The following is a 20,847-nucleotide window of genomic DNA, read 5'->3' on the forward strand; positions in this document are numbered from 1 at the left end:
CACTACATTCCTAGCAATGTCTTGATCGGTTCAGTTATGTCGCTGATACTACTTGATAGTCATAACTTACAGGAGACATTGTATATGGGGATTCTCATGCCAGATTACCGATCGCAACAATTTTAAGATTTTCCGTAGATAACCATATTTTTTGTGAGTTTGCTGTACATTCGGGCAAACTTTTAGTCGTATCGAGAAACCGAAAGTAAAAACAGGATCAAAAATGCTGGAATCTTTACCAATGTGGATTGCTGCAATGACTTTTATTGCAGTCATTGTGGTGATTATGTTCGAGTGGCTTCATATTACCGTAGCGGCTTTACTGGGGGCTTTAATCTTAGTTTTTACCCATATCATGACTCTCCAGGAGGCGGTCGGTTATATCAGTCGCAGTTATGGCACTCTCGCCCTATTTTTTGGGGTAATGGTGTTAGTGAGAGCCTTTGAACCAACGAAAATTTTTGATTATTTAGCAGCACAAATGGTGCTTTTAGCCAAGGGACAGGGCAAATTATTATTAATAGGAATTGTCGCCATTACTACCCCAATCTGTGCGGTGTTACCCAACGCCACCACGGTGATGTTATTAGCCCCGCTGATTCCCCCCTTAGCTCAAGATATCGGTGTGGATTTTGTGCCGCTCTTAATCCTGATGGTTTTCGTAGCCAACAGTTCCGGATTATTAACGATTGTTGGTGATCCCGCTACTTATATCGTCGGTGATTCTATTAATATCACCTTCATGGAATACCTACAGCGCTTGAGTTTAGGTGGTGCCTTGGCAGTGATTACCATTCTGGTTATGTTACCTTGGTTATTCCCGAAAATCTGGCGGACAAAATTCGAGCATTTAGAAGAATTACCCCATCCGAAAATTAATCATCCTCGCGTCTTAGCTCTGGGGGGAATTATCGTCTTTTTAGTCTTATTTTTATTCGTCGTCGGTGAATCTTTTCCTGTACCCCTTGCTCCCGCGGCCGTTGCTTTGATGGGTGCCACTTTAGCCCTACTTTTAGCCCAGCAATCAAAAATCGATACGGTTCATAATATTCTCCGGGATGTGGACTGGAGTACTCTATTATTTTTTATGTCGATTTTTGTCCTAATTGGCGGCTTAGAAAAAACTGGTGTAGTTAATAGTTTATCTGGATTTCTGGCGATAATTTTAGGCAAAAATATCTTTTTAGGTTCTCTAGTCTTGCTGTTTTTTGTCGGTTTTATTTCCAGTGTCGTTCCGAATATTCCCCTAGTGGTGGCAATGGTTCCACTACTGAAACAGTACCTTGTTAATGTTAATTTAGTCGGGACCGAAGTTCTTTCCCCCGATTATGCTGGTTCCTTTCCCCCCGAAGTTTTACCGCTTTTCTACGCGATGATGTATGGGGCCACCCTAGGGGGTAATGGTACTTTAGTGGGGGCTTCTTCTAATATTGTCGCCGCCGGCATCGCTGAACAACACGGGGGCAAAATTACTTTTCATACCTTTCTGCGCTACGGTTTACCAGTGATGTTTACTCAGTTGGTCGTCTCGGCAATGTATATGTTAATTTTCTTTGTCTAGTCTATCTCTGGGGGCATTAATGTTAAGTTCGCCTAAGATTGACAAAAACGTTAACATTGATTAACATTCTCCTATCGTGCTAATGATCTGGATTGATCGGCGATCGTGAACAAAAAAATCTCTGTTTTAGCACCAGATTTATCCGGTGGTGGTGGCACAAGAGTCTATTTGATTGCTCAAGTCTTGCAACAGCTAAACTGTCAGGTGACGGTCTATGGCCCGATTTTTGGCCGGGAAATCTATCCAACCCCACCGGGGAATTTACCGGTGGTATCGGTCAAAGGCAATAATTATCCCCAGTTTTTTGGCCAGATCAAAACTTTACTCGATCGCCTCTCCGGAGAGATTATCTACGCGGTTAAACCCCGTCCCACCAGTTTCGGCATCGGTTTACTGAAACGTTTTTTTTCCCCACGTCCCCTAATTCTCGATATTGACGATTGGGAAATGAGTTGGTTTGGTGGCGATCGATGGTCCTATCGTCCTCATCCTCGACAGTTAGCTAGGGATATCCTCAAAAAAAATGGTGCGCTTAGAGACCCGAATCACCCTCTCTATCTGCGTTGGATGGAAAATTTAATTAACCGCGCCGATGCGGTGACGGTTAATAATCAATTTTTGCAAAAGCGTTACGGGGGGATTTATTTACCGAATGGCAAGGATACGCAACTTTTCGATCCCAATCTCTACGATCCCGTCGCTTGTCGTCAAAAATACGGTTTATCTGCCTATAAAGTCTTAATGTTCCCGGGTACTGCTAGACCTCACAAAGGTTTAGAAGATGTCTTAATCGCTTTAGATCAAATTGGTGATCCTGATTTTAAATTGGTGGTGGTGGGAGGTCGCCAAATCGGGGATGGTTATCTGGATAGTTTGCTAGAAAAAGGTCAACCTTGGTTAATTCATTTACCTGCTCAACCGATCGAGCGAATGCCAGAAGTTATCGCCGCTGCCCATGCTATTATCGTTCCCCAGAGGGATGAAGCTACGGCTAACGCCCAATTTCCGATTAAACTCACCGATGGTATGGCGATGGCTAAACCGATTATTTCCACTAAAGTGGCAGATATACCCGAAATTTTAGCTGATATTGGCTATTTAGTCGAACCTCGATCGCCAGAGCAACTAGCTGTCATGATTAGAGAAGTCTTTAATCATCTCGACTCGGCTAATGCACGAGGACTAAAAGCGAGAGAGCGCTGTATCGCCTCCTATAGTACCACCGCCATGGCGACAACTCTCTCTGGCATAATTACTTCTCTGGAAGGTAAATAAGTAGGTGGGTGGAATTAAATATAAGATGAACGTAGGTTGGGTTGAAGCATGAAACCCAACGCCCGCTCATGTTACGCTACCGCTAACCCATCCTACAAATAATTGTGCCTCCCTACTTATTAGATTGTAGCGAGTAGGATAATTGACCGTTCACTATTTACTTTATTACTTAGAGCGATGAATCCTAATCAAATTCTCCTTAAATATACGCTGAAACACTGGATATTAGTGGTTTCCAGCATTGTTATAGGCTTTGCCAGTACCATATTCAATGGGGTAGGAACTGTTTTAGTTATCCCTTTGCTAATTTCTTTTATTAATCCCGAAAATGATCTCTTAAAAAATGCCCCCCAAATTATCAAAAAGATGCTCTCCGTTTTCGAGGTTTTCTCGGTCGAAACTCGTTTTTTCTGGATGTTTGCGGCGATATTAGGGATTTTAATTCTCAAGCACATTACCAATTTTGTCAGTAATTTGCTAGGCACTTACTTGTCTTTAATTATGGCAAAAGATATGCGAATTGATTCAGTTATTCTGCTGCTAGAAGTGGATATAGATTATTATGTAAAAAGTAAAATAGGAGATATTTTTAATCGTTTCATGTCGGAGATTAATCGGGCTGTAGCATCAATTAGAAATTACATAAACCTGATTAAGATTATCGCTACAGCTTTCATGTACTTAGTTATTTTATTATCAATTTCTTGGCAATTAACTATTCTTTCTAGTCTTTTGGGTGGCTTTTTAGGTCTGCTTAATCAATACTTTGTCAAGAGATCGAAAAAGTTTGGAGAGATTATCACCGTAACGGCTAAACAGCAAACTAATAAACTGTTGGAACTGTTAACGGGAATTCGCCTAATTAAAGCGGTAGGCAATGAGAGATACGAATTAGAATCTATTGTGGAAGATATCGAAGCCCGGGAGAAAGCGGGTTTAGATGCCCAGACTAATAATGCTGTAATCGCTCCGCTCAATGAGATCGGTGGGGTAATTATTATTGCTTTAATTATCATTGCTGGTCGTTATCTTTTTAATGAACAACTGCAAGCTTTAGCGACAATTTTATTGACCTATCTCTATGTACTTTTCCGGGCCTTGCCGATAGTTGGTCAAATTAACAGTGCTAGGAGTAGTCTATTGGGTGATGTTTCCGCAGTAGAAATAGTAGCGGATTTTCTCATTCGAGAGAATAAACCATTTATGAGCAATGGCTCTATTCCCTATCAAAGATTAGAGACAGGCATTCATTTTGATAACGTCCAATTTTCCTATCCCGGTCATCAAGAATTAGTTCTCAAGGGCATCGATCTTTGGATTCCAAAAGGAAAAATGATCGCTCTTGTTGGTGCTTCGGGGGCTGGAAAATCGACAATTGCTGATTTATTACCACGCTTTTATGATCCTACAGCCGGGAGGATTCTTTTTGACGGTCACGATTTACGGGATTATGAGATCAAATCTCTGAGAAAAGCCATGGGAATAGTCAGTCAAGACACTTTTCTCTTTAATAATTCTCTCCGTTTTAATATTGCCTACGGATTAAGCGATGTGAGTGATACAGAAATTTTAGCAGCGACAAAAAGGGCGAATGCCTACGAGTTTATCTCCAAACTGCCGGAAGGACTGGATACGGAAATTGGCGATCGGGGAGTGAGACTTTCGGGGGGACAAAAACAAAGATTAGCGATCGCTCGTGCCTTACTGCGAGATCCGGATATTCTCATTCTCGATGAAGCTACCAGTGCTTTGGATACAATTTCTGAGCGTTTAGTACAGGAAGCGATCGATGAACTCTGTCGCGAGCGGACTACTCTTGTGATCGCTCACCGTCTTTCCACTGTTCAAAAAGCCTATCAAATTGTGGTGCTGGACAAGGGAAAAGTGGCAGAAATCGGCAATCATGAGGAATTATTAGCTCAAGGTGGTCATTATGCCCGTTTACACGCTCTGCAATTTAGTGATAGCAAAGAGGCCGACTCTAAGAATAGGGAAGATGAGCAAAAAAGAAAAGCTTATTTATCCTACGAAGCGAGAAGCAGTCTTAATAGTCTTTTAGGTTCTCTGCGTCTAGTATCTGAAGATTTAATCGAAGATTCTCAGGAGAAACAGGAAATTTTAGAAGAATCCTGTAGTTCAGCTATGCGACTTCTCCATATTATCGAAGACTACGAGTATTCCTCGACTCGATAGAGCTGCTGCAAAAATCAAAAATTGTCGTGGTTAGTGAGGAGTCAGGAGACAGGAGATAGGAGACAGGAGGAGAAAAAACAGAAGAGACAACTATCCTAAGGCATAAAATCTAAGATTATGTCAAATTTATCTGAGTTTTTAGATATCATGAGGTCTCTAGAAAAAAACTCTTAATTTATACTAAAATAATTAGTACAGATAGGCATCTTCCCAGACGGTGAAAAGGAATTATTTACCCTTGAAAACCACAGTTAAAGTCAACACACAAACCCAATTACCCCTACATCTAGTTATCACCCATCCCCAGTATCGTTTTGTCGATTTATTTGCGGGAATCGGTGGGTTTAGAATCGCTTTGGAGAAATTGGGAGGACGTTGTTTAGGTTATTCAGAAATCGATAAACAGGCAATCCAAGTTTATCAACAAAATTTTATTAGCTATCTCAACAGTGATGAAATTGCTTTCGGAGATGTGAGTAAAATTAGCAATTTACCCGATAATCTCGATCTTATTGTCGGCGGCGTTCCCTGTCAACCTTGGTCGGTGGCGGGATGTTTACGGGGATTTGAAGATCCCCGGGGAAAACTCTGGTTTGATGTGATTAAATTAGTCCAGAAAAGTCAACCCAAAAGCTTTATTTTCGAGAATGTCAGTGGGTTAGCTAGTCCTCGCAATCGGGAGAATTTAGAGTTAATTATCGATGAATTAACTAGCTGTGGTTATCAAGTTTACTGGCAGTTATTAAATGCCTACGATTTTGGTTTACCCCAGAATCGAGAGAGAGTTTTTATCGTAGGAATTAGAAAAAATATAGATAACTATGAGCGGTTTAAATTTCCCTTACCTTTGGGTATCCATCCGAAGGTTTTAGATATTTTAGAAGACATCAAAAATATTCAACCCGTCGAGAAAGTTAAGTTATCAGCAGATACTTTATTTAATGGTTTTGTTCCTCCATCGAGAACTCGTTTTCAAAAAGAAGATGAATTAAATGACTTCTTTATTTTTTCTGATTTAAGAAATGGCCACACAACTATTCATTCTTGGGATATTATCAAAACTACGGAACGACAAAAAAGTATCTGTTTAGCTTTGCTGAAATTAAGACGCAGTAAAAAGTATGGCGAAAAAGATGGTCATCCCGTGGCTTTTTCTACTTTTTTGGAAATTATACCCGATCTAAAAATCGAGGAACTAAATCAGTTAGTTTCTCTCGGTATTTGTTGGCAAACGCAGCAGGGTAAGTATGAATTTATTAACTCGAAAAATATGACGGGAATTAACGGCATTTATCGGATTATTTTACCGACGGCCGATATTATTCCTACCCTAACCGCTACGGGTGCTAAAGATTATATTGCCACTATTTCAATTACCGCTACTCATCCCCAAGAATACAAACAATTGTTTTTAAAGAAAATCTATAAACCGGAAAAGTTTCGAGAAATTACTCCCCAAGATGCGCGTAAATTACAAGGATTCCCCGATAATTTTATCTATCATCCACAGCCGGCTATCGCTAAAAAACAATTCGGAAATTCTGTTCCTATCACTGTAGTGGAAGCAGTGGCTAGAAATTTACTAGAAATAATTCGTCCCGATTATTAGACTGCGGGATACTGACTCATATTAAAATATTTAAAGGCTTAAAAATCCAAGTTTTTGTTGTGGGGAGTCTGTCGTCAGAAGTCGGTCATCAATACCAAATTAGGTTATACTTCATGTTTATGATAAAGTCTGTCAATTATCCTAATCGCTAAGGAGGTTAAAAATTGAGACATTTCCTAGTAAAAATCTAACTACTTTAAATTGAAAAAATGATCATGTTTAAACGATACGAAGCTGATGAGCAAGTTATATTTCATGGTGATTCTTTGCCGATTTTATCCAGTGAGATTGCCTCTAATTCTGTAGATCTAATTTTTCTCGATCCTCCCTATAATATAGGTAAGCACTTTGCCGATTTTTACGACAAATGGGAATCGGAAAATGATTATATAAATTGGGCAAATCAAATTCTTGATCATTGCCTTCGCATCTTGAAACCCCAGGGAACATTATATGTTATGGCCAGCACTCAAGCAATGCCTTACTTTGATCTTTACTTAAGACAAAAAATGACGATTCTTAGTCGTATTATCTGGCATTATGATAGTTCAGGAGTACAAGCAACAAAATACTTTGGTTCGATGTATGAACCAATACTTCACTGTGTGAAAGATAAAAATAATTACACTTTTAATTCAAAGGATATTAAGATAGAAGCAAAAACCGGAGCAAAACGAAAACTAATTGATTATAGAAAAGCGATTCCGAGTCAATACAATACAGAGAAAGTACCAGGCAATGTCTGGTATTTCCCTAGGGTAAGATATCGCATGGATGAATACGAAAATCATCCCTCACAAAAACCTGAATCATTGCTAGAAAGAATTATTTTGGCCAGCACTGACAAGAGTGGAATTGTGCTTGATCCCTTTGCAGGAACTTTTACAGCTGCAGCTGTAGCTAAACGTTTGGGAAGAATTTCTATTAGTATAGAATTACAAGAGGAGTATTTAAAAATTGGTCTTCGACGGATTCTCGGATGGCAAGAATACAAGGGAGAAAAGTTACTCCCTCCTCAAAAAAGCTATAGTAGAAAAAGCGAAAATAAACAAGAATCTAACTTTGTACAGGAGAGTCTTTTCGATGTCGATAGTAAAGCATGAATTCACCAAGATAATTATTAAAATTATCGATAATTACTTTCCCAATCAGGGAAATAGCATTTTAAATGCTAGTGAGTTATTGCAATATTTGAACATTAAAACTAGAGCCGCTAATCGAGGTTCTAAATCCCGAGCAGGATTGGCTAATCATTATGCCATTTATGTTTTAGTGGAAGACTATATTAATAATGAGTTTCATCTTAAGGATGGATACGACGAGTATCAAGGCGCTCAGTATATGACACTTTTTCGCAGGCAAAGGGAGCTTCCTTTTGGCGATAAATTACAAAATCATGCTCTCAATCATCGATTAAATCAGGAATTTAACAAGTATTTTCCCACTTTATCTTATCTGCCGATAATTAGAGATGTTAAAACCAATAGATACTGGATTAATGAGAATCTAATTAAGGTTTCTCTAGACGGTAATCAAGTTAATATTGCGCCAGTGATTATAGATATAATTGATGCCTATGTGCAAACAAGACAAAAAGCATTTAATCAATTTATCAGCTATTGTCAACAGATGATTGATATTCAACAGCAAGATCCCCAGAAAGCCATTGAATTTATTCGGAGTTTACTCAGACCAAACATTGATGCTAGAGTTTTTGAGATTGTCAGTTATGCAATTCTTAAAGAGTATTATGGGGAACAGAAAATATATTGGGGATGGTCGCCTGATCGGTTAAACTCTGAATACTTACTTTTATATAAAACTGGTCGAACAAATGCCAATGACGGGGGGATAGATTTTGTCATGAAACCCCTAGGCCGATTTTTTCAAGTTACGGAAACGATAGCTGCTGATAAATATTTTTTAGATATTGATAAAGTGCAAAAATATCCCATTACTTTTGTGGTTAAAACTGAGCAGACTTGCGAGGAAATTTTAGAAAAAGTTGCGGAGCAAGCTAAGATAAGATACAAGATCAGGGCAATTGTCGAAAGATATCTAGAATCTGTAGAGGAAGTGATCAATATTCCCGAATTAATCAACCGTTTTGAGCGGGTTTTAGCTCAAGGTAAAGGAGGAGCGGTAATTGCAGAAATGGTTTTACAGAGCCGGATTGAGTTTAACCTAGAATCAGAGCCATAAAGATATCTAACTCCCCACTTAAACTAGAATAGAAAGATAGGAAAGCGATCGAAATTAGAATGACGACCGAAATTGAAAAAGAACTAGAAACCAGCGAAGCTGTCTTGGAAAAACGGCGAAATTTTGCCATTATCTCCCACCCTGACGCGGGAAAGACCACCCTGACCGAAAAACTGTTACTATACGGGGGTGCAATCCATCAAGCGGGTGCAGTCAAAGCAAGACGCGACCAACGCAAAGCCACCTCCGACTGGATGGAAATGGAAAAACAACGGGGAATTTCGATTACTTCCACGGTTTTACAGTTCGATTATCGTGATTTTCAGATTAATCTCCTCGATACTCCCGGCCACCAAGATTTTAGCGAAGATACCTATCGTACCCTGGCCGCTGCCGATAATGCAGTGATGTTAATCGACGCGGCCAAAGGTTTGGAACCCCAAACGAGAAAACTCTTTGAAGTGTGCAAACTGCGGCAGTTGCCTATCTTTACCTTTGTTAACAAAATGGATCGGCCCGGCCGCGAACCTCTGGATTTATTGGACGAAATCGAGCGAGAATTAGGATTACAAACCTATCCCGTCAATTGGCCGATCGGAATTGGCGATCGCTTTCGGGGAGTTTTCGATCGGGCCACCCAGACCATACACCTGTTTGAACGTCGCTCCCACGGCTCTCAGGAGGCGCAGGAAACCGTGATCGAGCTTGGCGACCCCAAAATTGAGGATTATCTCGAAAAAGACCTGTATTACCAGTTAAAAGAGGATATAGAACTGCTCTCGGAATTGGGTGCAGAATTGGATCTGCCAGCAGTCCACGCAGGAGAAATGACCCCGATCTTTTTTGGTAGCGCCATGACCAATTTTGGGGTGAAATTATTCCTAGAATCCTTCCTCGACTATGGATTGCCACCCAGAGGACGCAATTCCTCCCTCGGTGTCCTTGATCCCACCTATCCCGATTTCACCGGTTTTGTCTTCAAACTGCAAGCAAACATGGATCCCAAACATCGCGACCGGGTGGCCTTTGTTCGGGTATGTACGGGGAAATTCGAGAAGGATATGGTAGTAAACCACGCTAGAACCGGTAAAACTATCCGTTTATCCCGTCCTCAGAAACTTTTTGCCCAAGATCGGGCAGTTATTGAAGAAGCTTATCCCGGAGATGTGATCGGATTGAATAACCCCGGGGTCTTTGCGATCGGTGATACCATTTATATGGGTAAAAAGCTCGAATACGAAGGGATTCCCTGTTTTTCTCCGGAATTATTCGCCTATCTCAGAAATCCTAACCCTTCCAAGTTCAAACAGTTTCAAAAAGGAGTCTCGGAATTACAGGAAGAAGGGGCCGTACAGATATTATCCTCGATCGATGAATTTAAACGCGACCCAATTTTAGCCGCCGTCGGTCAATTACAGTTTGAAGTGGTGCAATTCCGTCTTTTAAGCGAGTACGGAGTCGAAACTACCCTCGAACCCCTAGCCTATAGTTTAGCCCGTTGGGTAGCCGGGGGTTGGGCCGCTTTAGAAAAAGCAGGTAAACTCTTTAATACTCTAACTGTCAAAGATTACTGGGGTCGTCCCGTCTTATTATTCAAAAATGAGTGGAATTTACAGCAAGTCAAAGAAGATCATCCCTCTTTGCAATTAAACTCGATCGCACCGGTAGGATCGGGAGTGCAACCCCAATCCTAACCCTTAATCCCCCAAGACAATTGCCGAACTGGTCAGGACAAGATGGCGACCCCCCAGACAACTAGACTAAAGTAGAAGTGGTCAGAAAGTCTCGATCTTTCCTAACACTCGGATGTCTCAAAGCACTATCGTTGACGAGTCCCTCACCATTAGAAAAAGTCCGGCTGTCAATTCCCGAATTAATCCCTGTTTAATTCGCTTTTGTTATTTTCTGGGAAATTATCTGGTTTTACCGGCTTTTTTCGGCAAAATAACGGTGACAGGCCAAGAAAATATTCCCCTAACGGGGGGGGTCATCCTTGCACCTACCCATCGTTCCCGTTGGGATGCGCTGATTTTACCCTACGCGGTGGGACGCTTAGTTAGTAGACGCGATTTGCGCTTTATGGTTTCCGCTAACGAGATGAAAGGGGTGCAAGGTTGGTTTATCCGACGTTTGGGGGGTTTTCCCGTCAACACCGATCACCCCGGTATGGGTAGTCTGGTCCATAGCGTCGAACTTTTGGCTGCGGGGGAAATGGTGGCGATTTTTCCGGAAGGGGGTATCTGTCGCGATCGAGTGGTTCATCCTCTTAAACCGGGGGTAGCGCGGATTGCGTTGGAAGTTAAGACCATGAAACCCGATGCAGATATCAAGATTTTGCCGGTAAGCATTAGTTATAATCAGCCTTACCCCGGATGGGGAAGCGAAGCGACAGTAAACATCGGTCAAGGGATTAATGTGCTTGATTATCAACAAAATTCGCTAAAACGGGAAACTGTCCGCTTAACCAAAACCTTGAGCGATCGCTTAAAACTTCTCCACGAGGATCGCTCACCTTAATCAGCTGTTGACTATCTACCCCATGAGTAGAATTTCGGGGACGGATTAAAATGATTGTTTTAACTATTTTTAAGCAAAAAAGTGGCTTTTCTAGTTTAAATAAATAATACTAAATCTAGTTATTAGTGCATGAGTAGAAAACGGGTTTCTCGGAGAAACCCGTTTTCTGTGCGTTAATCAACGGATTTAGTATAACATCTTGTTTTTTTCTGCTTCTGGCTCCTGAATACTGCCTCGAAGACCCCTCAGATCGGGGAAGATATCCGATTGTTGCCGGAGGTCTAATGATAGAATGGGCATCAGCGAAAGTAGTTTGTGAGCGAAGTGATCCGATGCAGTTCCAAATCCAGCCAGACAGTGAAATACCCGCCTCTAAGCAATTATTTGACCAAATTCGCTTCGCTATCGCCTCTCGTCAGTATCCACCTGGCCATCGTTTACCTAGTACCCGTCAACTAGCTATGATCACGGGATTACACCGTAATACGATAAGTAAAATTTATCAACAACTGGAAGACGATGGGTTAGTAGAATCCATAGCAGGTTCGGGGATTTATGTCAAGGCTCGCGGGCATGAAAACGATAATTTATCGGGTTCGCCCCTATTGGAACAAAATCCAGAAATAGGCCGACTAATTCGCCAGAGTTTGGCTGGTTTTCTCGCTCAAGGTTTAACTTTAGAGCAAATTCGCGAGTTATTACTGGCGGAAATCGATTGGCGATCGCAGTGTAGTTCTCAGGTTCTTGTCACCATTCCCCGTCACGATTTGGGTGCAGGGGAACTAATGTTGAGAGAATTAGAGCAATCCCTCAAAATTCCCGTCCAATTAGTGGCAATGGAGGATTTAGCCCAAGTTTTAGCCAATACTAAATCTGCCACTGTTGTCACCAGTCGCTATTTTATCAGTGTGGCGGAGGAAATTGCCGCTCCTTTTCACCTACGAGTCATTCCCATCGATATCTACGATTACAGCAAGGAATTGGCATTAATCAAAAAATTACCCACCGATAGCCGTTTGGGGATTGTCAGTATTAGCACCGGTATTATTAAGGTGGCCGAAATTTTAATTCATAGTTTACGGGGCGATGATTTATTAGTTATGTCTGCCCAAATTCATGAAACGGATAAGTTAAAAGTTTTAGCTCGAACTTCCCAGACAATTATCAGTGATCAAGCGAGTTATACTTTAATTAAAAATCTGATTAAGGAAGTGCGATCGGATTTAATTCGTCTGCCAGAAATTATCTGTAGTGATAATTATATTGGGGATAAATCAATTCAATTGCTCAGACGAGAATTAGGATTAGGTGGTTAGAGGATAAGCTAGGACACATTTTAACCTCTGAATCTCTCCCAATCCCTTTACTGTTACCTCTTGCCTTATCTCAACAAGCAATTTAAGTAGGGAGGCACAATTATTTGTAGGATGGGTTAGCGGTAGCGTAACCCATGCTGGCGTTGGGTTTCATGCTTCAACCCAACCTACGTTCATCTTATATTTAATTCCACTCACCCACTTAAATGCGCGGGCAGCTTAACTTTAAAATTTAGTTTAATCTATGGTTACTATTGAGAATAACCTAGGGCAAATCGAGAATAAAAGCGAAAAAAACTTTTAAGAAGTATTAACTTTTTTAGTACAATGGGTCAAGAATAGGGATAAGCTCAATTTTTCACTCTCGGACGAGGTTAGATGAAAAGTGCTGAATGTTTAACGGTATCCCCCGGTGAACCGCTTACTGATTGGCAAAAACTGGGATTAGATTTGGTGGCTCGTTGGCAGGGACGAGATGTTATCCTAGCGATCGATCTTACCGGTAGTGTTAACTTTAATGATGAAGGACGCACGCGCCTCGGTCAAATTATTCGCGATAGTTTAAAAAATAACGATTCCGTTTATTTATTCCCCTTTGCTGATAATGTTCAACCGATTACAGAACCGATTTTAATTCGCGGAAAGGAAGATATAGACGCGGTTTTAAAAGCGATTCCCTGGCAATCTAGCCAAAGTGCTAAAAATACCGATATTCAGCGAGCAGAATGGCACGTTTATCCCCGACTGGCACGCTTAAATCAGTGTCGTTTAACTGCCAATCAAGCTATCAAACCCCAGTCGGTAGTTTGGATTACCGATGCACCCCTTTCTACTGCTGCGGGGATTACTTCACAACAGTGGATAGAAACCCCAAAAAATAGCCCTTTTCGTCTTGCTGATGCTCCCGAAAGTTTGGAGAGACAAAACTGGCTTAATTCCCTACCAATTAATCTAAGAACTCAAGAAATTACTGCCACTAACGGCAATAAATATAAACTATCAGTTGTCGATATTGCTCCCACAGCACAAGAGTTTTGCACTCCCGCACCGGGAGGACAAGAAACCTGTTTGATTAATCCTTATCTCTTGAGTCAGTTATGGTTGCCAGCATTGGCAATTATATTAATGGGAACTGGGGGAATAGTAGCGAGTATTTTGGGAATTCGTCACTGGTTGCTGTTAAATACTGCTTGGACTATTAAAGTCTCCTCTAATGATGATGAAGATGAAACCCAAAAATATATTTTAAAAACATCCGAAAGAATTAACATCGGTGGTGAAGAACATAAGAAGAATACCTTTTCTCATGCAGGGGAAGAAATTCGCTGCTATTTAGAAAGACGCAGTAATCAGTTATATCTAAAACCCACTAAACAAGCAGAGATTTTTTATCGAGGTAATCAACTAACTCAGGAGGTAAAGATAGATAAAAATTACCTGACTTTAACCTATCACCATAACAATCAAGATTTCGACCTACAAATTCAGATTAGTAAAAAATAACTTCAGGAGATTTAAACTATGGCTAACAGCAGTCAAACCCGCGCTATCAAACGGACAATCATCATCGGATTAGGTGGTACTGGTCGAGATGTGTTAATGAGAATTCGTCGCTTTATTATTGATAAATACGGGAAGTTATCTAACCTACCCGTTGTCAGTTTTGTTCATATTGACACAGACAAAAACGCTTTCAATGGTTCGGGTTTACCTACAGGAAATAGCTATCACGGAGAAGAAATTCTTTTATCAGCTGCTGAAAGAGTATTCATTAATATGAATGCTCAGGATGTTAACAATCTCACCTATGAACTTGAACACCAAACCCTTTTTGAAAGTCCCTTTTCCCATATTGAAAGCTGGTTAGACCCAAGACTAAAAAAACAAATAACTGCCATTGAAAATGGTGCGGGAGGTATTCGTCCCGTCGGTCGTTTAGCTTTCTTCCATAACTATCAAAAAATTCAAGAGGCAATTGAAGCAGCGGAAAGACGAACTTCTGGTCATGAATCCTTTATGTTTAGCGGTAAAGTTAATGGTCAAAGTTTTAATGTCCAAGAGGGTTTAAATGTCTTTGTTGTCGGTTCTTTGTGTGGGGGAACTGGTAGCGGTATTTTCCTCGATGTGGCCTATACTTTGCGTCATATTTTACAACAAACCAACGAATATACATCCTTTGGTTATTTGGTAATTAGTCCTAAACTTTATGGTGATGGCGCAATTATGAGAGCTAATACCTATGCAGCTTTGAAAGAGTTAGACCATTATACCAATGAAAGTAATTCCTTTCAAGTCTGTTATGATAAACAAAATTTCGTCAACATCGATGAAAAACGTTCTCCTTTTGATTTTGCCTACTTAGTTTCTAATCGCACTGCGGGAGATTACCGGATTAATAACAAAGGTAAATTATGTAATGTCATTGCTTACAAGATTTTCTTGGATTTTGCCGATGAGTTATCTCTCCCCATCAAAAGTAATCGGGATAACTATAAAAACCCGATGATTAGTCCAGATAATCATCCTTTTCAGATGTGTCAAGGTTATATGTCCTTTGGACTAGCGAGGATTTATTTTACTCGCGACCGAATTGTGCAGATTGGTCTCAATCGTTTTAGTCTCAAATTAATTAAATTTTGGTTAGAGGGATATGGTCAAAGTCCCAGTGGACAAGAGTTATTAAGTAAGTTCCTAGCTAATTGGAGTACCCAAAGTAATAAGGATTATTTTACTGCCAGATTGGAAGAAGCAACCCTAGAGAATAATAAAACTTTTTCTAAGACTTTAACCTCTTGGAAAAATTCCCTAGAGGAAGAAATATCCAATAGTCAAGATTTGGAGAATTTACCCCAAACCGTCAAGCAATCCCTAGAAAAAGAGTTTCGCAAAGTACAAGGGGGAGAAACAGATAGCAGTCGCGGAATCTGGTTAACTCTGACCCAACAAACTCAACCCAAGTTAATCGAAAAATTTAAATCAGATATTGACCAATTTTTGGAGATTCTTCTTAATCCTGATAGCCTAGAATTTTCTTTGGAAAATAGCCTATCTTTTTTGGTCGCTTTACAAGTACAGATTAATACCTACAAGGGTAATCTAGAGGAATTATCTCAGGATAATAAAGGGTTTCATTCCTCAGAAAAAATTGATAACATTTGGCGAAATGTTAAACAAACTCTCGAAGATATAAACGGGAAAAAGTCTGTCTTCAAGATGTTCAATAAAAATGCCAATAGCGAGAGAATCAAGTCCGAGTTAAGAGACTACGTTCAAAGCGGACAAAAATTAATTCAGCATAACTTTAATTTCAGCATCAATGGGGAATCCAGAAAGATTGTTGAAGCGATTCTCAAGCATATTTCCAGTCGAATGCTGCAGATACAACAACTGAAAGAATCCCTATATCAGCTAATCACAGAATACGATAAATACGAACAGGAGTTAATGCAGTTAAATCTCGACGAGATGACTGGGGAAGGTATTTTCCCAGAGGAGAATATTGATAACTGTATCCCGGACAGTAACTCCCGAACTCAATACATTTCCGTTAGCCAAAAAGTCACCAATAATTTAGGCTATAATGCTTCCCTATTCAGTTTATTTAGTCAATCTTTTGTTATTGATAATGAGACTCTCAAAGAGACTCTAACAGCAACAATCGAGAAACAGTTTCAATCAGTAAGCACTAATAAAATTGATGCAGTAATTAAGCGATTTATGGGTCAATATAAACACCATGATTTTCCTGAACGCTTGGCGCAAATTCTGCGAGAAGCTGATTTAATGTTACCGATAAATGTTAATGATGCTTACTATCGCTTGGAACCAGATAAAGCATTACTAATTGGGACTAAGGACGATAATTCACCCACCATGCAAAGATTCATGAAGACTCTCGAATCTGATTTAAATATTAAGGGAACTTCTTTTAAATCAATTCAAACGGACGAAGAAATCCTAATTACCTACGAGTTTGGTGGGTTTCCCCTAAGAATCATTACTGATTTATCTGGGTTGCAAAAAATCTATCAAGACCAAAAGAGAATCAGCATTTTACACAATGATTACAGGATAGATTTTGCTGATATTATCCCACCACCTGCCAAATTAATTGAGGAATTAGAGTTTATTTTCTATCCCGCAATTGCTCTCGGTTTACTGGAATACGATGAGGAAGATGATACTTATCAATTAGTCATCGAAGGCGATTTATTTAACAATAAGTCCATTATTGACATTAGCGGTAATTGGCGACTTGCTTTAGAACAATTTGCCTCTCGTAAGGACATGATTAATGCTTTACAGATACTGCTTAATCAGGCAAAAAATGAGATATTGGCTAATCCTCCTCTATTATTTACTAACGAGGGTGATTATTTCCAGAACGTCAGCTATTTTGTCAACAATGTCAAAAATTTACCCTCCTATCACCCTAATTATCGCTACAAAGATAAGGTAGCTGGACAAGATGGAAATGCTCAACAGGAGGCAAAAGAAGGAATTATCACCCGTTTTGTTAATCAACTGAAAATGGAACTAGAAAAACGTGCTGCTGAACAGAAAAAACTCGAAAAACAACAGCAAAAGCAACAAACTTTACTGGGAACAAACAATAACATTAGTCAACCCAGTTTACCCGCAGAGGTTAGCACTACTGATGAATGGTAAAATTAATCAATCTTAATGATGTTTCCCCAGCTATCTGAGGAAACATTCACCCCTCACTCTCTCTATCAACCACAATTCGAGGTATCCAATAACTATCATGGCATTACTTAACCTTTTTCCCCCCTATCTGATTGTTTTAACTCTAGTCTTGGTTATTTTTCCCACCGTCTTAGCTGTGAGAATCCGGATGACTCTCTATAAATATCTCCAAGATTCAACTGCAAAAGTCAAGGGTTTAATTCCGCGAAACAGTCTCAAGGGTTCACCTAAAATTATCTCTAATCTAGAGAATAGATTTAAGATAGCCAGTAGTCAACTAGATGATGTTAATACCGCAGCTTTGGTAGATGGTTTATACCATGAAGAACAATTTACTTTCATGTCTAAATCTCTTAGTTGCGAGAAATGGGATTATTTTGTGAGAGTCTTACCCAATCTCCTCCTCGCTTTTGGTTTGTTGGGAACTTTCCTCGGAATTACTCTCAATCTGACGGGAATCAGCACACTTATCGATATTAATAATGTCGATGTGCAAAGTTTGGGAGAAAAGCTCAAAACTCCCCTAGAAAGTATGGGGATTGCTTTTATCACTAGCTTAATTGGTTTAGCTTGTAGTTCTTTACTGACTGTGATTAACTTAATCTTTAATACCAACCTTGCTAAAGTAAATCTAATTAGTTCCCTAGAAGACTATTTAGATAACATCTTGCAGCCGACTGTAGAAGGGAATAGTCGCTTGGATAAAGCGGTTAATCGCATGGTGGATAAACAGCAAGCATTTCTGACTAACTTTCATACTGAGGTGACGAGAGTATTAGAATCTTCTTTAGAGAAAGTTGCTAAAGAAATTGCTGATGGTAATCAGGAAACCGCTAAGTTAGTCACCCAGGTTTGTGAAAGATTAACTGAAACTGCGGGAACTTTATCTACCGGTGCGACGACTTTTCAGCGTTCAGCTTTTGAACTTAACGAGCAAGTACCAATTATCACGCAAGCAAACCGAGAGTTTACACAATCCTCTCAGGAACTAAAAAATAGTGTACTGCTTTTTAAACAAGCGTCAGAGTTAATTGAAAAAAGTAACTTCTCTGGTAATATCGAAAGGTTTACCGCTAGTTTAGCAGAAACCCAAGGGAGATTTTCTCAATCCACTGCAATACTAGAGCAGAATATCGGGGAGATTATCAGCAGTAATAAAAGAGCTAACGATTTAGCAGAACAAGTGTATTTAAATATCCAAGAATCTTCTCAAAAATTACAAAATAGTGCGCTAGGTTTTCTGGAAGCTTCCGAAAAAATCGAAAGTAGTCAATTTGCTGATAAGTTAGTGCAAGCAACCGCAGATTTAATGACTGCTCATCAACAGTTTGCCGATTCTACTACAGATTTAAACCAATCAACTCAATCTCTAGCTTCTTTAACTCAAGACTTCCAGCTTTCCATGACAACTATGGTTGAGTTAGGAATAAAAATTACTGACTTGAATCAAAAATCTGAGACAATCCTAGAACAAAATCAGCAACGCTCAGTCACCGAACAAGAAAAGTTATCTAACATCCAGGGAGAATTAGTAAAATTAATCGAAACCGTGAAAACCTATCAAGACAGTTTTAACTCCGAGTCGAAACAATTAGGAAACCAACTTATCAATAGTCTCGATGAAAGACTCTCCCAAACCTCCGATAAAATTCTCACTGCTTCCCATGGGATTGAGCGCTCTAGTAATAATCTCGACGTGACTAATGCTAACCTGTCTCAGTTAATTGATACAGTGACAGAGCAACTTACTCAAGTCTCTGAGACAATCCTAGAACAAAATCAGCAACGCTCAGTCACCGAACAAGAAAAGTTATCTAACATTCAAGGAGAATTAGTAAAATTAATCGAAACTGTGAAAACCTATCAAGACAGTTTTAACTCCGAGTCGAAACAATTAGGAAACCAACTTATCAATCGTCTCGATGAAAGACTCTCCCAAACCTCCGATAAAATCCTCACTGCTTCCAATGTGATTGAGCGCTCTAGTAATAATCCAGAGGTGACTAATGCTAACCTGTCTCAGTTAATTGATACAGTGACAGAGCAAGTTACTCAAGTCAAGGAAAGCTTACAGTCTGAGTTAAACCTTTTAAGCAATAACTTAGGGATGGTAGTTGATGATAAATTAACTAAGAACTCAGAACAATTAAAAGCAGTTTCCCAATCTATTGAGAAAACAGCCAATCAATTTGGTAGCCTTAAATCAGATTTTTCTCAAGTAATTAACGCAGTGAACACCAACACCAGTCAATTAACTGCTAACTTAGAATCTTTGCGAGATAAGTTAGAGAAAGTTATCGCTAAGGAAAATAAATCAAATCAAAAAATGATTGAACACATCTATGGAGAAATTCACAAATGTTTAGCAGAACTGGAGAAAATTAACGATATGCGTTCTGACTTTTCTAACTTAAATAATAAGATGGAAGAACTTTCTGAATTTTCTAACTTAAAGGATAAGATAGAAAAACTTAAGGATAAGATAGAAAAACTTTTTGAGACAATCCCTAATCCTACTCAAAAAAATGTTCAGGATGACATTAACACCATATTTGATAACTTCACTAACAAATTCTAAGCAATTATGTCTAGACGTACCTACTACCGGGATGAAGATAAATCGGTGGATGTTTATCCCGCATTTACCGATTTAATGTCCAATGCTTTCATGATTCTGAGTTTATTTCTCCTCTTGGCACTTTTTCAGTCTTATAATCTCATCAGCAAACTGGAGGAAGCTAACCGAAAACTGCAAACAGCAACCCCGATAGTTATCGATGAAAAATCAGGAAAATTTAAATTTCAGTCGGGAAGTGCTGAATTAAACCCTGCTTTAAAAACCTATATTCGTCAGCGCATTATTCCCGCTATCGAAACCATTACCAAAGACAGAGAAATCGACTTTATTCAAGTAATTGGACACACCGATGGACAGGGAATACAAAAGACAAGTAATCTCGATAAAAATATCGAATCGGTTGCCAGCAGAAAACAATCTGTTAAAATGCTAGTACCCGGTTCTAACACTGATTTAGGATTAATGCGAGCTTTAGCAGTAGTGCAAGAAATCGAAAGCACAGGTAAACTCAAAAACGTCAAATTTCGAGCTTTTTCCGCAGGACAGTTATACCTACCATCGGGTAAATTAGCTGCGGTTAATCGTGACGCAGATGCAAGCAGACGCAGAATTGAAATCCGTTTTATTCCCCCCGGTAAAAAACAATGATTTATTCTATTTCTTCCACGGAATAATTAACCGTTTCTAGGGTGACATCCTCGTATAAATCCCGAAAAGATGCCGTCAGATTAATACTCTGCAAACTAAAACTTTCTTGCTGATAGGTTTGCAGAATCCATAAACCCTGTTCACCCCGTCGAAAAGTTTCTACTCGTTGGTGTTTACTATTCACTAAGACATATTCCTCTAAACTTTCTAGAGTTTGATAATCATTAAATTTATCACCCCT

Annotated in this window: 14 protein-coding genes; 13 read left to right on the forward strand and 1 reads right to left on the reverse strand. The window is 39.6% G+C overall.

Annotation, left to right across the window (positions count from 1 at the left end; genetic code table 11):
- The first annotated feature begins 223 nt into the window (after positions 1–223).
- The 13 genes from IM456_RS10180 (at position 224) to IM456_RS10240 (ending at position 20,606) form a co-directional block, all read left to right on the forward strand.
- Entirely contained in the window at positions 224–1,561 is a 1,338-nt protein-coding gene (locus tag IM456_RS10180) for an ArsB/NhaD family transporter (protein ID WP_149986113.1), read from the forward strand.
- Positions 1,562–1,666: 105 nt separating this feature from the next.
- Positions 1,667–2,836, forward strand: coding sequence for a glycosyltransferase (locus IM456_RS10185; RefSeq protein WP_287691694.1), 1,170 nt, complete (start codon positions 1,667–1,669; stop codon positions 2,834–2,836).
- Positions 2,837–3,013: 177 nt separating this feature from the next.
- Positions 3,014–5,029 carry an ABC transporter ATP-binding protein gene (locus IM456_RS10190; protein WP_149986115.1) on the forward strand — a complete coding sequence of 672 codons (2,016 nt, stop codon included), beginning with the start codon at positions 3,014–3,016 and terminating at the stop codon, positions 5,027–5,029.
- A gap of 238 nt (positions 5,030–5,267) precedes the next feature.
- A complete protein-coding gene (locus IM456_RS10195; RefSeq protein ID WP_287691729.1) occupies positions 5,268–6,638 on the forward strand; it encodes a DNA cytosine methyltransferase in 1,371 nt (456 codons plus the stop codon).
- Positions 6,639–6,853: 215 nt separating this feature from the next.
- On the forward strand, positions 6,854–7,741 hold the full coding sequence (gene yhdJ, locus IM456_RS10200; protein ID WP_002801664.1) for an adenine-specific DNA-methyltransferase: 888 nt from the start codon (positions 6,854–6,856) through the stop codon (positions 7,739–7,741).
- Complete coding sequence (locus tag IM456_RS10205; protein ID WP_149986117.1) at positions 7,722–8,840, forward strand: restriction endonuclease; 1,119 nt, start codon at positions 7,722–7,724, stop codon at positions 8,838–8,840. The genes yhdJ and IM456_RS10205 overlap by 20 nt, the downstream gene beginning before the upstream one ends.
- A 59-nt stretch (positions 8,841–8,899) precedes the next feature.
- The gene (prfC, locus tag IM456_RS10210; protein ID WP_002796521.1) at positions 8,900–10,534 is read left to right on the forward strand and encodes a peptide chain release factor 3; all 1,635 of its coding nucleotides are present in this window, start codon (positions 8,900–8,902) and stop codon (positions 10,532–10,534) included.
- 112 nt (positions 10,535–10,646) lie between these two features.
- On the forward strand, positions 10,647–11,357 hold the full coding sequence (locus IM456_RS10215) for a lysophospholipid acyltransferase family protein (protein WP_002796522.1): 711 nt from the start codon (positions 10,647–10,649) through the stop codon (positions 11,355–11,357).
- 284 nt (positions 11,358–11,641) lie between these two features.
- Complete coding sequence (locus tag IM456_RS10220) at positions 11,642–12,673, forward strand: GntR family transcriptional regulator (protein WP_287691683.1); 1,032 nt, start codon at positions 11,642–11,644, stop codon at positions 12,671–12,673.
- 378 nt (positions 12,674–13,051) lie between these two features.
- Entirely contained in the window at positions 13,052–14,176 is a 1,125-nt protein-coding gene (locus IM456_RS10225) for a vWA domain-containing protein (RefSeq protein WP_287691681.1), read from the forward strand.
- 18 nt (positions 14,177–14,194) lie between these two features.
- Complete coding sequence (locus IM456_RS10230) at positions 14,195–17,341, forward strand: tubulin-like doman-containing protein (RefSeq protein ID WP_287691678.1); 3,147 nt, start codon at positions 14,195–14,197, stop codon at positions 17,339–17,341.
- Between the two features lie 97 nt (positions 17,342–17,438).
- Positions 17,439–19,958, forward strand: a complete 2,520-nt coding sequence (locus IM456_RS10235; RefSeq protein WP_287691676.1) for a methyl-accepting chemotaxis protein — start codon at positions 17,439–17,441, stop codon at positions 19,956–19,958.
- 6 nt (positions 19,959–19,964) lie between these two features.
- A complete protein-coding gene (locus IM456_RS10240; RefSeq protein WP_002777405.1) occupies positions 19,965–20,606 on the forward strand; it encodes an OmpA family protein in 642 nt (213 codons plus the stop codon).
- A 1-nt stretch (position 20,607) separates the two neighbouring features.
- On the opposite strand, the gene IM456_RS10245 is transcribed toward IM456_RS10240, so the two are convergent.
- A partial coding sequence (locus IM456_RS10245) for a Uma2 family endonuclease (protein WP_287712774.1) occupies positions 20,608–20,847 on the reverse strand: 240 nt, incomplete at its 5' end.

Source organism: Microcystis sp. M079S1 (assembly GCF_020246425.1).
GTDB classification, from domain to species: Bacteria; Cyanobacteriota; Cyanobacteriia; order Cyanobacteriales; family Microcystaceae; genus Microcystis; species Microcystis aeruginosa.